Origin of the sequence: Pseudomonas sp. SJZ077 (assembly GCF_007993905.1) — a bacterium.
Classification (GTDB): Bacteria; Pseudomonadota; Gammaproteobacteria; order Pseudomonadales; family Pseudomonadaceae; genus Aquipseudomonas; species Aquipseudomonas mandelii.
The window spans coordinates 89,685-104,395 of record NZ_VIUJ01000005.1 but is presented as its reverse complement, the minus strand read 5'-3'; the positions used below and the strand labels follow the sequence as shown (position 1 = coordinate 104,395).

The following is a 14,711-nucleotide window of genomic DNA, read 5'->3' as shown; positions in this document are numbered from 1 at the left end:
CCCGCTTTCAGGAATAAAGAGACAAACATGCGCCACCAGATACATGACTTGCTGGCCCCGCTGCCGGGGACCGCTCGACAGATTCACAGTTTCCACTTCGGCCCAACGTCGGCCAAAGGCAAGATCTACATCCAGTCGTCCCTGCATGCCGATGAAATGCCCGGCATGCTGGTGGCCTGGCACCTCAAGCGGCGCCTGGCGGAACTTGAAGCCGCCGGCCGCCTGCGCAGCGAAATCGTGCTGGTGCCGGTGGCGAACCCGGTCGGCCTGGAACAGGTGCTGATGGATGTGCCGCTGGGCCGCTACGAGCTGGAAAGCGGGCAGAACTTCAATCGCTGGTTCGTCGACTTGAGCGAAGCGGTGGGCAACGAAATCGAAGGCCAGCTTGGCGATGAGCCGCAGCGCAACCTCGAGTTGATCCGCGAAAGCCTGCGCAACGCCCTCGCTCGGCAAACCGCCAGTACTCAGCTGCAATCCCAACGCCTGACCCTGCAACGGCTGGCCTGCGATGCGGACATGGTGCTGGACCTGCATTGCGATTTCGAAGCAGTCGCCCACCTTTACACCACACCCGAAGCCTGGCCGCAGGTCGAGCCGCTGGCCCGTTACATCGGCGCCGAAGCGAGCCTGCTGGCCACCGATTCCGGCGGTCAGTCGTTCGATGAATGTTTCACCCTGCTCTGGTGGCAGTTGAAAGAACGCTTCGGCGAACAGTTCAACATCCCGCTGGGCAGTTTCTCGGTCACCGTCGAGTTGCGCGGCCAGGGCGACGTCAATCATCCTCTGGCCAGTCTCGACTGCCAGGCGCTGATCGACTACCTGATTCACTTCGGCGCCATTGCCGGCGAAGCGGCGCCATTGCCCGAGCTGCCTTACCCCGCCACCCCGTTGGCCGGCGTCGAGCCGGTGTCGACACCGGTGGGCGGTCTGCTGGTGTTCACCGCACTGCCGGGGGAATACCTCGAAGCCGGGCAACTGATCGCCGAAATCATCGACCCGATCAACGATCGCGTCACACCCGTTCATTGCACCGCCGCCGGCCTGATGTACGCCCGTTCGCTGCGGCGCATGGCCACTGCCGGCATGGTGATCGCGCACGTCGCGGGCACCGAGGCCTATCGCAGCGGCTACCTACTTTCGCCTTGAGGATGCATGCCCCATGTACAAACTGACCATCGAAGGCCTGCATAAAAGCTATGGCGATCATCATGTGCTCAAAGGCGTTTCACTCAAGGCCAACACCGGCGACGTCATCAGCCTGATCGGCGCCAGCGGCTCGGGCAAAAGCACCTTTCTGCGCTGCATCAACTTTCTCGAACAGCCCAACGACGGCGCCATGACCCTGGACGGCCAGAACATCCGCATGATCAAGGACCGCCACGGCATGCACGTGGCTGACCCCGATGAACTGCAAAAAATCCGCACCCGCCTGGCCATGGTGTTCCAGCACTTCAACTTGTGGAGCCACATGACGGTGCTGGAAAACATCACCATGGCCCCGCGCCGGGTGCTGGGTTGCAGCAAAGAGGAAGCCGAAGACCGCGCGCGGCGTTACCTCGACAAGGTCGGGCTGGCGGCGCGCGTGGCGGATCAATACCCGGCGTTTCTTTCCGGTGGCCAGCAGCAACGCGTGGCGATTGCGCGGGCATTGGCCATGGAACCGGAAGTCATGCTGTTCGATGAACCGACCTCGGCGCTCGACCCTGAGCTGGTGGGTGAAGTGCTGCGGGTGATTCAAGGCCTGGCCGAAGAAGGCCGGACCATGATCATGGTGACTCACGAAATGAGCTTCGCCCGCAAGGTGTCGAGCCAGGTGCTGTTTCTGCATCAGGGCCTGGTCGAGGAAGAAGGCGCGCCGGAAGACGTGCTGGGCAACCCGAAGAGCGAGCGGTTGCAGCAGTTCCTGAGCGGCAACCTCAAGTAACACTGCAAAGCCTGTAGGAGCGAAGCTGGCTCGCCAAGGCGGAGTATCAGCCGACATCATCGTTGCCTGACACTCCGCCTTCGCGAGCCAGCTTCGCTCCTACTGGGTTCAGATTCCGATCAGCAGTACTGCGATTAAACTTGTTCACCCACGCCGCGGTCACTGAAAGAAGACTTTCAGAGCGCACACCGCCGGCATGGGATCGTCCACCGACTACGCATCACAATGGTTCAGCGCCCGCAACTGGAAGCCATTCGCCTTTCAGAAGCAAGTGTGGACGGCCGTCAAGCGCGGTGAGTCCGGATTACTGCATGCCAGCACGGGTGCCGGTAAAACCTATGCAGTCTGGTTTGCCGCGCTCAATCGCTACGCCAAGTCCATTGCCCCTGTTGAAAAACCTCGCAAACGAAAACCGCTGGCCGAACCGCTGACGGTGCTGTGGATAACCCCCATGCGCGCCTTGGCCGCCGACACCGCTCGCGCCCTTGAAGCACCGCTGCACGACCTGCAGATCCCCTGGAGTGTCGGCCTGCGCACCGGCGACACGAGCAGCAGCGAACGTGCGCGGCAGAGCCGACGCCTGCCCACCACGCTGATCACCACCCCTGAAAGCCTGACGCTGATGCTCGCCCGTGCCGATGCGCAAGCAGCGCTATCGACCTTGCGCATGGTGGTGGTCGACGAATGGCACGAACTGCTCGGCAACAAACGCGGCGTGCAGCTGCAACTGGCCCTCGCCCGTTTGCGTCGATGGAGTACGGACCTGATCGTGTGGGGCGTTTCCGCGACGCTGGGTAATCAGGCCCACGCCGAACAGGTGTTGATCCCACAAGGTGGTGGCATCAGCGTTCAAGGCCAGACGTCCAAGGAACTGCGGGTCGACACGTTGCTACCGCCGGCCATCGAGCGATTTCCCTGGGCCGGCCACATTGGCTTGAAGATGTTGCCGCAAGTCGTCGCCGAAATAGACTCCAGCCCCAGCAGCCTGGTGTTCACCAACACTCGCGCGCAATCCGAGATCTGGTATCAGGCGTTGCTGGAGGCGCGCCCCGATTGGGCCGGGCTGATCGCCTTGCACCACAGCTCACTGTCGCGAGACACCCGCGACTGGGTCGAGCGAGCGCTGAAGGAAGGCCAGCTCAAAGCAGTGGTCTGTACCTCAAGCCTGGACCTGGGGGTGGATTTCCTGCCGGTGGAACGGGTGCTGCAAATCGGCTCGGCCAAAGGTGTGGCGCGCCTGATGCAGCGGGCCGGGCGTTCCGGTCATGCGCCGGGGCGTGTGTCACGGGTGACGTTGGTGCCGACCCACAGCCTGGAACTGATCGAAGCGGCGGCGGCTCAAGATGCCGTCGCGCAACGCAGCATCGAGCCCCGAGAGTCGCCGCACAAACCGCTGGATGTGCTGGTTCAACACCTGGTCAGCATGGCGCTGGGCGGTGGGTTTGCTCCTGGCGAATTGTATGAAGAAGTTCGTAGAACCTGGGCTTATCGAGACCTGACGGCGGCGGATTGGACCTGGGCGCTGGCGTTTGTACGCCATGGCGGGCTTTCCCTGACAGCCTATCCGGATTATCGCCGGGTCGAGCCTGACGAGTTTGGCGTCTGGCGTGTACCGGATGCGCGGCTGGCGCGGCGGCATCGCATGAGCATCGGCACCATCGTCAGCGATGCGAGCATTCAGCTGAAGTTCTGGAGCAAGGGCGGCGGCGGCAAGCAGTTGGGCAGTGTCGAGGAAGGTTTTATTGCGCGACTGAAGCCGGGCGACGGTTTCCTGTTCGCGGGGCGCTTGCTGGAGTTGGTGCGGGTGGAAAACATGACCGCTTATGTCAAACGCAGCACCGCGAAAAAAGCCGCGGTGCCGCGCTGGAATGGCGGGCGGATGCCCCTTTCCAACGAACTGGCGCAGGCGGTGGTCGCGCGTTTCAGTGCAGCGGAGCAAGGCGAGTTCATCGGCCCGGAGATGCGGGCTCTGCGGCCGCTGCTGGAGGTGCAGCGACGCTGGTCCGGGTTGCCGACCTCGAACTCGTTGCTGGCCGAAGCACTGAAATCCCGCGAAGGCTGGCACCTGTTCCTGTACCCCTTTGCCGGGCGTCAGGTGCATCTGGGCCTGGCGAGTTTGCTGGCGTGGCGGGTCAGCCAGCAGCAGGCGGTGACGTTTTCCATCGCGGTCAATGATTACGGGCTGGAGTTACTCAGCGCCACCTCTGTGGATTGGTCGCAGGTGTTGAACCCAGGCCTGTTGAGCGCCGAGCACTTGTTGAACGATGTCCTCGCGAGCTTGAATGCCGGCGAACTCGCGCTTCGCCGCTTTCGGGAAATCGCCCGAATTGCCGGACTGGTGTTTGCCGGCTACCCCGGCGCACCGAAAAGCACACGGCAGGTTCAAGCCTCCAGCGGACTGTTCTTCGAGGTGTTCAAGCAGTACGACGCGGGGAATCTATTGCTGGCGCAGGCCGGGGAAGAAGTCCTACGGGAAGAACTGGATATTCATCGTCTGGAACAGACGTTGGCGCGTATCAATCGCCTGAAACTGGACCTGCATCAGATCAAACGTCCTACGCCGCTGGGGTTTCCCCTGTTGGTTGAACGCATGCGGGAAAGCATGAGCTCGGAAAAACTCGCGGACCGTATCCGTCGCATGGTCACCGACCTTGAGAAAACCGCCGAAACCGGGAAAACCTGATGAGTACGCCCTATCCCGTGCGCCTGGCCGGTGAAGAACTGTGGCTGCTGCCGGAAAAAGCCATTTACTGGCCGGCGCAACAAGCCCTGCTGATCGCTGATGTGCATTTTGGCAAAGCGGCGGCGTATCGCAGCCTTGGCCAGCCGGTGCCCCATGGCACCACCGCCAGCAATGTCGCGCTGCTGGACGGGATGTTGGCCGCCCTACCCTGCCGTCAGCTGATTTTCCTTGGGGATTTTCTGCACGGGCCCGGCTCCCATGCTTGCGGCACGTTAAGCGCACTGACTGAGTGGCGAGCGCGGCACTCGGATCTGCCAATGACGCTGATCCGTGGCAACCACGACAAACGCGCCGGGGACCCGCCGGCTTCGTTAAACATACGCGTAGTGCCCGAACCGTTGGTGCTCGGACCGTTCGCCTTGCAGCATGAGCCCGATCCGCATCCGCACCGGCATGTACTCGCCGGGCATGTGCATCCGGTTTATCGGCTGAACGGCAAAGGTCGGCAACGTTTGCGCCTGGCGTGTTTCAGATTGGGCGAGGACATCAGCCTGCTCCCGGCCTTCGGCGCGTTTACCGGCGGCTATCAGATAGAACGGGACGACAGCTGCAGGATCTTTGTCATCGGCGACAACGAAATATGGCCAGTCAGCGCGTAGGAGCGAAGCTTGCTCGCGAAGGCGGTGTGTCAGGTAAGGATGATGTTGTCTGACACACCGCCTTCGTCGGAACTCCGTCCAAAGCAAGCTTCGCCCCTGCAGGTAATAGCAATCAGGCTACGGGCGCGGGAGGTGGCTCATCCGGCAGGGTAGGCTCACCGGGCTCGGTAGGCTGTTCGTTCGGGGTATCAGGATCAGGCTGGCCGGGGATGCCCCCTGCCATGCTGATGGCTGGATGTGCCAACAAGGACCAGGCCAGGACGCCAATCTGATTGGGCTCAAGCCTTGCCAGTTCGGCACTTATTCGCGGATCGATCTTCATAAAGCACTCCTGAGCGATGGCCCCGTCCGCTGTACGCGAACCGGGCAGTACACCCAATAGAGTGTCTACCCGCTCAAGAATTCCCGCGACCTGCCAGATGAATGGATCAGGTGCGTGGCAAGGTGACGCCGCGTTGGCCCTGATACTTGCCGCCACGGTCCTTATAGGACACTTCGCACTCTTCGTCGGATTCAAGGAACAGCATCTGCGCCACGCCTTCGTTGGCATAGATTTTCGCAGGCAGGTTGGTTGTGTTCGAGAATTCCAGGGTCACGTGCCCCTCCCACTCAGGCTCAAGCGGGGTGACGTTGACGATGATGCCGCAGCGGGCGTAGGTGCTTTTGCCCAGGCAGATGGTCAATACGTTGCGCGGAATACGGAAGTATTCGACGGTGCTGGCCAAGGCGAAAGAGTTCGGCGGGATGATGCAGACGTCGCTATGGATGTCGACGAAGCTGCCGGCATCGAAATTTTTCGGGTCGACAATGGCCGAATTAATGTTGGTGAACACCTTGAAATGACTAGTGCAACGAACGTCGTAGCCGTAACTCGACACGCCGTAGGAGATCACACGGTTATCGTCGCTGCCGCGCACCTGGCGTTCGACGAACGGCTCGATCATGCCGTGTTCCTGCGCCATGCGGCGAATCCACTTGTCCGATTTGATGCTCATGGCGGGTGTCCTGAATAGCGAGGTGGAAAAATTCTGTCCGGCATCTTACCGGGCGCGCGCTCCGGGTTCAAAGTCCGGGGCATAATTCTCGCCGATCCCCTGTGATATCTGGGCATTCGCCGTAAATTGGCGGACCGTCAGTCATGAAATCAGAGAAACCTTCACCGGAAGCATTGGCACGTTCCGGAAAAAGGGTTAAGGTGGCGCCACTGTGCTGCTTGTGTCACTGAGAATCTCTACACGATATGTTGAATTTCGATCCAACCATCTACAAGAATTTTTCCTGCTCTTTGCACTCAGTCTCGGCCAGGGTTCTTCCTGCGTCGCAGTTATCTTTGTTCAAGGAGTTACACCATGTCTAATCGCCAAACTGGTACCGTTAAGTGGTTCAACGATGAAAAAGGCTTCGGCTTCATCACTCCACAATCCGGTGACGACCTGTTCGTTCACTTCAAAGCTATCCAATCCGACGGCTTCAAAAGCCTGAAAGAAGGCCAACAGGTTTCTTTCATCGCTACCCGCGGTCAGAAAGGCATGCAAGCTGAAGAAGTTCAAGTTATCTAACTTGTACTTGCTTTAGTAAAAGGCCCCGCCCTCAAAAGCGGGGCTTTTTTGTGCCTGTGTGTTTTGCAGGCAAAAAAAATCGCAGCCCACGGCTGCGATTTTTTGCGTCTTACCAGGCCACACCAAACCCTGCGGTGTAACGCGTCTTGTCCAGATCAGCATCGTCGGTACCGCTGATGATGTCTCGCTCGGCCTTGAGGTTAAGCGAAGCCCACTCGGTGACCTTATAGCGCAAGCCCATTTCGGCATCGAGCGCGTAATCCGCTACCCCCGACAACGGCTTGCCCACTTCGCCATTGGTGAAGAACTCCACCTTCTTGCCGATCAGGTAACGGTTGTAGTCCCACTTCATCGCCAGGGAATAGAAGTTTTCCTTGCTGCCGTCGGAGAACTCATAGTCCGTGCGGTTGACCAGCGAGCCCAGGGAGAATGCGCCGAGTTCGTTATCCCAGAACTGGTAACCAGGACCGGTACCGACAGTGCGCTGACGGGAGAGGTCTTCTACCTTGTCGCGCTTATAGACCGCGCGGCCTTGCCAGAACCACTTCTCGGTCAGGAAACGGTCGAGCGAGTATTCGCCCCGCCAGTTGTCGGTAGTGACCACGTCATCCTGGAATTCGCGGTTGTACTCGCCTTCCGCCGTGTGCCGCCATTTGCCATGGCGCGCCGTGGTCTTGAAGTCGATGTCGTAGTCATCGGTGTCTTTTTCCGCCCGCTGGTAATCCAGCGCCGCGTCGACATTGCCTTTCCACACCAGATCTTCAACCACTGGCTTGGGCTTGAGAATCTGCTGGATACTCGCCAGCTCGACCGTCTTCGGCGCTTCGCCGTTTTCCAGCGTCACCTTGCCGTCGTCCGCTGCATGCAGCGACTTGGCCTTCTCGCCGGTGTAGGCATCTTGCTTGACCAGCAACTCCTGATCACTTTCCAGGGTCTTGACCTGCTTCCAATCGATCGGAACCGCACCGGCATATTCGGTCTGTATCAGCAATTTACCGCCATCGAACAGCGTGATCTTGCCGCTCAGTTTGTCACCGTTCTTCAACCAGACGGTATCAGCGAGCAACGGCGTGGAGGCACTCATGACAGCAAGGCACAGCAGGGTTCTGGATACCATAAGCAAATACAGGCTCAAGTTTGCGAAAAAAAGTCGGCATTATCCCTGGGAATAAGACCCTAGCAAGGACTGACCCGACTATTTCTATTGAGTTCATTTCTCAATTGCGCATCGAGGACTTACTCTACGGACGGTAAGGCGAATTTTTTCAGGAACCACGGACGTGACCGACCCAACCACTGAAACCGAAAGTGCAGCGCAAATCCGACGCACGGCGCTCTACTTGACCCTCGCGCAGGTGCCCGAGGGCAAAGTGGTCAGCTATGGTCAACTCGCCGAACTGGCCGGACTGGGCCGAGCCGCGCGCTGGGTGGGACGCACATTGAGCCAGCTGCCCGGCGACACCAAGCTGCCATGGCACCGCGTACTGGGTGCCGGCGGTCGGATCAGCCTGCCCGTAGGCAGCCCTTCAGGGGATGAGCAGCGCGCGCGATTGCGCTCCGAAGGCGTCAGTATCCTGAACAATCGTGTTGATATTCAGCGCCATGGCTGGCGCCCGGTAGAGCACAGCGGTTAGAGTGCGCGCTTTGTTTCCGTAACTCTTGAGGCAGACTCCAGCCCATGCCCCGTAAAACCTGGCGCGCCGCGCTCGCCGCCTATGCCAGCCCCTCGACGCTTGTGTTGTTGTTGCTTGGTTTCGCCGCCGGCCTGCCCTACATGCTGGTGTTTTCGACGCTCTCCGTTTGGCTGCGTGAGGCCGGTGTGGCCCGCGAAACCATCGGTTATGCAAGTCTGATCGGCTTGGCCTATGCCTTTAAATGGGTCTGGTCCCCGCTGCTCGACCAATGGCGCCTGCCCTTTCTCGGCAAACTCGGTCGACGACGTTCCTGGCTGGTGCTCTCCCAGGCACTGGTGATCCTCGGTCTGATCGGGATGGGTTTCTGCGACCCGCAAAAGCACTTGTCCTGGCTGATCGCCATCGCCGTGGTCGTCGCCTTCGCCTCGGCGACGCAAGACATTGCGGTTGACGCCTATCGCCTGGAAATCGCCGACGACACTCGCCAGGCAGCGCTCGCTGCCAGCTACATGTCCGGCTATCGGATCGCCGCGCTGCTGGCGACGGCCGGAGCGCTGTTTTTCGCAGAAGGCTTTGGCTCCACGGGTTTCAATTACCAGCATTCGGCCTGGGCCGGCACCTACGTGTTGTTTGGCGCCCTGATGGTCCCGGCGCTGCTGACGACGCTGTTCATGCGCGAACCGCCTGTGCCCCTGCGCACCCAACTTCAAGCCGGCCGCTACAGCTTTATGCACCAACTGATGTCGGTGTTCGTGCTGATCGTGCTGCTGGTGTCCGTGCCGGCCATGTTTACCCAGCTCTACAACACCGACTTCGCCAGCGTGCTGTTCGAAGGCGCGAGCCCGCTCGACCTGCTGCTCGAAGACCGCGCCTTCCTGCGGGCCATCCTCTACACCACGCTCACGTTTATGTGCCTGTCGGCCATGGGCCGTCGCGGCCTGGCACCGGTGCTGACGCCGATCAACGACTTTATTCTGCGTTACCGCTGGCAAGCGTTCCTGCTGCTCGGGCTGATCGCCACCTACCGCATGTCCGATACGGTCATGGGCGTGATGGCCAACGTGTTCTACATCGACCAGGGCTTCACCAAGGACCAGATCGCCAGTGTCAGCAAAATCTTCGGCCTGATCATGACCCTGGTCGGCGCCGGCATGGGCGGCCTGCTGATCGTGCGTTTCGGCATCCTGCCGATCCTGCTCATCGGCGGCATTACATCGGCCGGCACCAACCTGCTGTTCCTGATGCTCGCCGACATGGGCGCCAACCTGAACATGCTGATCCTGACCATTTCTCTGGACAACTTCAGCTCGGGCCTGGCGACGTCAGCGTTCGTCGCGTACCTGTCGAGCCTGACAAACCTGAAATTCTCGGCCACCCAGTACGCCCTGCTCAGCTCGATCATGCTCCTGCTGCCACGCTTGATCGGCGGTTATTCAGGGGTCATGGTAGAGAAATTCGGTTACCACAACTTCTTCCTGATCACGGCGCTGCTGGGTGTTCCGACCCTGCTGTTGATCGCCCTGCACTGGTACCAGGAGAGTCGTCGCGCAGGTCCGACGCCGACACCCGAACCGGTGCCGACCCAGGTCGCGGAAGAATCGTAGGACATTTCGCAGAGGGCGCGACGATTCCCGCCCTCGTGCCACACCGCCGACCGCACGCCTGTACGCCAGCGGATCTCGCCCGTACAATGCTCCGTCATTTCTCGTCATCAGCAACCGACAACGGCCAACCATGCGCACCAGTCAATTTTTGCTCGCCACACAGAAAGAAACGCCTTCCGACGCGGTCGTCATCAGCCATCAGCTGATGCTGCGCGCCGGCATGATCCGCAAACTCGCCTCGGGCCTCTACACCTGGCTGCCGATGGGCTTGCGAGTGATGCGCAAGGTCGAAGCCATCGTTCGTGAAGAAATGAACGCCGCAGGCTCTCTCGAAGTGTTGATGCCGAGCACCCAACCGGCTGAGCTGTGGCAGGAATCCGGTCGCTGGGAGGAATACGGCCCTGAATTGCTGCGCTTCAAAGATCGCCACGGTCGCGACTTCTGCGCCGGCCCGACCCACGAAGAAGTGATCACCGACCTGATGCGCAACGAATTGAGCAGCTACAAGCAGCTGCCGATCAACCTGTATCAGATCCAGACCAAATTCCGCGACGAAATCCGTCCACGCTTCGGCTTGATGCGCGGCCGCGAGTTCATCATGAAGGACGCCTATTCGTTCCACGCTGATCAGCCTTCACTGCAGATCACCTACGACCGCATGCACCAGGCGTACTGCAACGTGTTTACCCGTCTGGGCCTGAAGTTCCGCCCTGTAGAAGCCGACAACGGCTCCATCGGCGGCGCCGGCTCCCACGAGTTCCATGTACTGGCCGAGTCCGGCGAAGACGATATCGTCTTCAGCAACGGTTCCGACTACGCCGCGAACATCGAGAAAGCCGAAGCCGTGCCGCGTGAAACCTCCCGCGCCGCACCGGCTGAAGAACTGCGCCTGGTCGACACGCCGAACGCCAAGACCATTGCGCAACTGGTCGAAGGCTTCAACCTGCCGATTGAAAAGACCATCAAGACCCTCGTGGTTCACGCTGAAGAGCAAGGCAAGCTGATTGCCCTGATCATCCGTGGCGACCACGAGCTGAACGAAATCAAGGCCGGCAACCAGCCAGGCGTTGCCAGCCCGCTGGTCATGGCTTCCGAAAGCGAATTGCGCGACGCCATTGGCGCCGGCGCCGGTTCCCTCGGCCCGTTGAACCTGCCATTGCCGATCATCATCGACCGTTCCGTCGAGCTGATGAGCGACTTCGGCATCGGTGCCAACATCGACGACAAGCACTACTTCGGCGTGAACTGGGAGCGTGATCTGCCGGTTCCGACCGTTGCCGACCTGCGTAACGTTGTCGCCGGCGACCCAAGCCCGGATGGCAAGGGCACCCTGGAAATCAAGCGCGGCATCGAAGTCGGGCACATCTTCCAGCTGGGCAACAAGTACAGCAAGGCGATGAAGTGCGAAGTGCTGGGCGAGAACGGCAAGCCGGTTACCCTGGAAATGGGTTGCTACGGCATCGGCGTTTCCCGCGTGGTGGCTGCGGCCATCGAGCAGAACAACGACGCCAACGGGATCATCTGGAGCGACACACTGGCTCCATTCCAGGTCGCTTTGGTGCCATTGCGCTACGAAACCGAACAGGTTCGTGAAGCCACCGACAAGCTGTATGCAGAACTGACTGCAGCCGGCTTCGAAGTGCTGCTGGACGATCGCGACAAGAAAACCAGCCCGGGCATCAAGTTCGCGGACATGGAGCTGATCGGCATTCCTCACCGGATCGTGGTCAGTGACCGCGGCCTCGCCGAAGGCAATCTGGAATACAAGAGCCGTACCGAACCTGAAGCGCAAGCGCTGCCGGTTGCTGACGTGCTGTCTTTCCTCCAGGCCCGTATCCGCCGCTGACACCAGATAGAGAAGTCATGTTCAAGCGAAACACCTTAGGCCTCGGTGGTGCCGCCCTGTGCGTCACCCTGCTGGTCAGCGGCTGTGCCAATCACATGTCGCAACGCAGCGAGCACGAGGAGCGTGTCGAGCGCAAATTGCTCGATCACAGCCTGCAGATCGATGTCGGCGAGCCCAAGGTGCTTGAGTTGCCGCAACGTCGGGTGAAAATCCACGAGCAGAAAACGTTCGAAGTCACCGAATTCGAAGTCACGCGTCACTATGATCGCTACACGCCTTACCAACCCTGGCGGGAGGTCTACGAGATCCCGCTGGGCGCGGTCGCGGTGGTGGGCGGTGTCGGGGCGAATGTGGTCAACGTATTCACCCTCGGCAGTCTGCCGGACAGCGTGACCAAGGATTGGCTGAGCTACGGTTTTGCCGGGCTCAACCCGCTCATGAACGTGCAGTCCAACGGTCGGGCGCAACAAAACCTGGCCGGGATCGATGAGATCCAGCTCGACAAGCGCACCGAATACTCGAGCCTGCCCTGGAGCGAGCGCCCGGTGGTGGTGAAAGCCGGCAAGGAAACGTTTGATCTGAGCACCGACAAAAACGGTGTTCTGCGCCTGAACCTGCTGGACAGCCCATTCGCCGAACATGACATCAATCATCTGAGCCGACTGCTGATCAGCGTCGAAGACGGCCAGGACGATGTACACAGCGATTCGTCCCTGGCAGTCAGCAGTTCATTGCGCGGCAAACTGCTCGAAGCCCATGGCCTGATTTATGACGACCTCGAAGACGACGAAGTGAGCCAGTGGGTACACCGGGTCAAGCGCTTGTCGGAACTGGGTCTTGAAGAAGAAGCCAGCGAGCTGGAACAAAGCCTGATCGAACTGACCCGCAACGATCCAGAGTTGCAGACCGAATTCCTCAAGTCATTGACCAAGGATGCCGGGCGACTGGTGGCGGATCCTGGACCGAATTAAAAGCAAAAGCTTCGCCCCTACAAGATGCGATACCTGTAGGAGCGAGGCTTGCCCGCGAAGAGGCCCTCACATTCACCGTAAAACTACCGCTCAAACAACTCCATCTGCTCAAACCCGCCCCGCAAATCCTCCAGCCGCACGCCAATCCCCAACAACCGCACCGGTTTCCCGCCGCGATTGAACGCCTGGGTCAGCAACAACTGATAACTGCCCAAATCCCGCCCTGCCCCGGCTTGTTCCAGCGTCGTCTGGGTAAAGTCATGGAACTTCACTTTGACGAACGGCTTGCCCGGCCGATAGCTGCTGTCGATCCGCGCCATGCGGCCCGCCAGGGTTTCCAGCAGCTCGGGCAACTTATCCAGGCAACTGACCAGATCCGGCAGGTCCACGTCATAGGTGTTTTCAACACTGATCGATTGCCGGCGGCTGTCGTTGTGCACCTGACGGTCATCGATCCCCCGGGCCAGGCTCCAGAGTCGCTCGCCGAAGCTGCCGAATTCACGCACCAGCGCCAACTTGCCCCACTCGCGCAAATGCGAGCAATCGACAATGCCGAGCCTGCCCAGCTTGTCGGCGGTCACTTTGCCAACGCCATGCAGCTTGCTGACGGGCAAACCACTGACAAAGTCTTCAACCTGATCAGGCGTGATCACAAACAAACCGTTGGGCTTCTTCCAGTCACTGGCGATCTTGGCCAGAAACTTGTTCGGCGCCACGCCAGCCGAGACCGTGATGTGCAACTGATTGGAGACTCGGCGGCGAATGTCCTGGGCGATGCGCGTGGCGCTGCCACCGAAATGCGCACAGTCCGACACGTCGAGGTAAGCCTCGTCGAGGGAAAGCGGCTCGATCAGGTCGGTGTAATCGCGAAAGATCGTATGAATTTCCTTCGACGCTTCTCTATAGGCGTCCATGCGCGGCTTGACGATGGTCAGGTCCGGACACAGCTTCAGGGCTTGCCCGGAAGACATGGCCGAGCGCACGCCGTAGGCCCGCGCCTCATAGTTGCAAGTGGCGATCACCCCGCGCCGGTCCGCCGAACCACCCACCGCCAGCGGTTTACCCGCCAGGCGCGGGTCGTCACGCATCTCGATGGCAGCGTAGAAGCAGTCGCAATCGACGTGGATGATTTTTCGCTGGCTCATATAAAAGCGGTGTTCATGGTGAAGAAATGGAGTCATGGCGTGCCGGATCGGCAGTATCTCACTGACACCTGTATATAGCACCAGTAGTCTGAATCTTCTTCCCCACTGGTAGGAAAAGTAACCGATGAATTTATTTTCTCAATCGAAAAGCTTCACTCGATAGAGCTGAAAGCCTTGCCATGCCTGCCTCGCAGACGATCGCCCAGCCCTTCCTTGCCGCTAAGCGATTGAACCAGAACAGGTTTTATCTGGATTGAAGGTTGACAGCCCAGCGATCCTCTGTAGAATGCCGACACACAGACGCGGGATGGAGCAGTCTGGTAGCTCGTCGGGCTCATAACCCGAAGGTCGTCGGTTCAAATCCGGCTCCCGCAACCAAACATCAAAAAAGGCTACTCGAAAGAGTGGCCTTTTTTGTGCGCGCCTGTTTTGTGCCCTCTTCATGAACAGATGCGAGAAATCGTTCTGATTCCGAAACTTAAGTCTGCTCCGCGACCGTTCGCCGCTTTTTTACGCTTATTTGACCCGGTTGCAGATTAACGGTTGACACACAGGCGTATCTCTATAGAATGCCGCCACACAGACGCGGGATGGAGCAGTCTGGTAGCTCGTCGGGCTCATAACCCGAAGGTCGTCGGTTCAAATCCGGCTCCCGCAACCAAACATCAAAAAAGGCTACTCGAAAG

At 59.8% G+C, this 14,711-nt stretch carries 13 protein-coding genes and 2 tRNA genes; 11 read left to right on the top strand and 4 right to left on the bottom strand.

What is annotated here, in order from left to right:
* The first annotated feature begins 27 nt into the window (after nucleotides 1-27).
* From FBY01_RS10370 to pdeM, 4 genes are all read left to right on the top strand, one after another.
* Nucleotides 28-1,146, top strand: a complete 1,119-nt coding sequence (locus tag FBY01_RS10370) for a succinylglutamate desuccinylase/aspartoacylase family protein (RefSeq protein WP_145307524.1) — start codon at nucleotides 28-30, stop codon at nucleotides 1,144-1,146.
* A gap of 13 nt (nucleotides 1,147-1,159) precedes the next feature.
* Nucleotides 1,160-1,924 carry an ABC transporter ATP-binding protein gene (locus tag FBY01_RS10365; RefSeq protein WP_010462652.1) on the top strand — a complete coding sequence of 255 codons (765 nt, stop codon included), beginning with the start codon at nucleotides 1,160-1,162 and terminating at the stop codon, nucleotides 1,922-1,924.
* A gap of 196 nt (nucleotides 1,925-2,120) precedes the next feature.
* Nucleotides 2,121-4,607, top strand: a complete 2,487-nt coding sequence (locus tag FBY01_RS10360; protein ID WP_145307526.1) for a ligase-associated DNA damage response DEXH box helicase — start codon at nucleotides 2,121-2,123, stop codon at nucleotides 4,605-4,607.
* Complete coding sequence (gene pdeM, locus FBY01_RS10355) at nucleotides 4,607-5,266, top strand: ligase-associated DNA damage response endonuclease PdeM (RefSeq protein WP_145307528.1); 660 nt, start codon at nucleotides 4,607-4,609, stop codon at nucleotides 5,264-5,266. The genes FBY01_RS10360 and pdeM overlap by 1 nt, the downstream gene beginning before the upstream one ends.
* 112 nt (nucleotides 5,267-5,378) lie before the next feature.
* On the opposite strand, the gene FBY01_RS10350 is transcribed toward pdeM, so the two are convergent.
* On the bottom strand, nucleotides 5,379-5,588 hold the full coding sequence (locus tag FBY01_RS10350; protein WP_010462659.1) for a hypothetical protein: 210 nt from the start codon (nucleotides 5,586-5,588) through the stop codon (nucleotides 5,379-5,381).
* 106 nt (nucleotides 5,589-5,694) lie between these two features.
* A complete protein-coding gene (gene dcd / locus FBY01_RS10345; protein ID WP_010462661.1) occupies nucleotides 5,695-6,261 on the bottom strand; it encodes a dCTP deaminase in 567 nt (188 codons plus the stop codon).
* Between the two features lie 354 nt (nucleotides 6,262-6,615).
* On the opposite strand from dcd, the gene FBY01_RS10340 reads away from it, so the two are divergent.
* A complete protein-coding gene (locus tag FBY01_RS10340; RefSeq protein WP_002554837.1) occupies nucleotides 6,616-6,825 on the top strand; it encodes a cold-shock protein in 210 nt (69 codons plus the stop codon).
* 109 nt (nucleotides 6,826-6,934) lie between these two features.
* On the opposite strand, the gene FBY01_RS10335 is transcribed toward FBY01_RS10340, so the two are convergent.
* Entirely contained in the window at nucleotides 6,935-7,942 is a 1,008-nt protein-coding gene (locus tag FBY01_RS10335) for a DUF481 domain-containing protein (RefSeq protein ID WP_042932327.1), read from the bottom strand.
* 163 nt (nucleotides 7,943-8,105) lie between these two features.
* On the opposite strand from FBY01_RS10335, the gene FBY01_RS10330 reads away from it, so the two are divergent.
* The 4 genes from FBY01_RS10330 (at nucleotide 8,106) to FBY01_RS10315 (ending at nucleotide 12,880) form a co-directional block, all read left to right on the top strand.
* Nucleotides 8,106-8,459 (top strand): MGMT family protein, encoded by a 354-nt coding sequence (locus FBY01_RS10330; protein ID WP_077750279.1) that lies wholly within the window; start codon nucleotides 8,106-8,108, stop codon nucleotides 8,457-8,459.
* Nucleotides 8,460-8,503: 44 nt separating this feature from the next.
* A complete protein-coding gene (locus tag FBY01_RS10325; protein WP_010462667.1) occupies nucleotides 8,504-10,063 on the top strand; it encodes an AmpG family muropeptide MFS transporter in 1,560 nt (519 codons plus the stop codon).
* A gap of 130 nt (nucleotides 10,064-10,193) precedes the next feature.
* On the top strand, nucleotides 10,194-11,909 hold the full coding sequence (locus FBY01_RS10320) for a proline--tRNA ligase (protein WP_145307530.1): 1,716 nt from the start codon (nucleotides 10,194-10,196) through the stop codon (nucleotides 11,907-11,909).
* Between the two features lie 17 nt (nucleotides 11,910-11,926).
* Nucleotides 11,927-12,880 carry a hypothetical protein gene (locus tag FBY01_RS10315; protein ID WP_010462671.1) on the top strand — a complete coding sequence of 318 codons (954 nt, stop codon included), beginning with the start codon at nucleotides 11,927-11,929 and terminating at the stop codon, nucleotides 12,878-12,880.
* Between the two features lie 83 nt (nucleotides 12,881-12,963).
* On the opposite strand, the gene dinB is transcribed toward FBY01_RS10315, so the two are convergent.
* A complete protein-coding gene (gene dinB / locus FBY01_RS10310; RefSeq protein WP_010462672.1) occupies nucleotides 12,964-14,025 on the bottom strand; it encodes a DNA polymerase IV in 1,062 nt (353 codons plus the stop codon).
* Between the two features lie 301 nt (nucleotides 14,026-14,326).
* Between dinB and FBY01_RS10305 the strand changes: the two genes are divergently transcribed.
* Nucleotides 14,327-14,403: transfer RNA gene (locus FBY01_RS10305), tRNA-Met, on the top strand.
* Nucleotides 14,404-14,609: 206 nt separating this feature from the next.
* A tRNA-Met gene (locus tag FBY01_RS10300) sits at nucleotides 14,610-14,686 on the top strand.
* The last annotated feature ends 25 nt before the right edge of the window (nucleotides 14,687-14,711 follow it).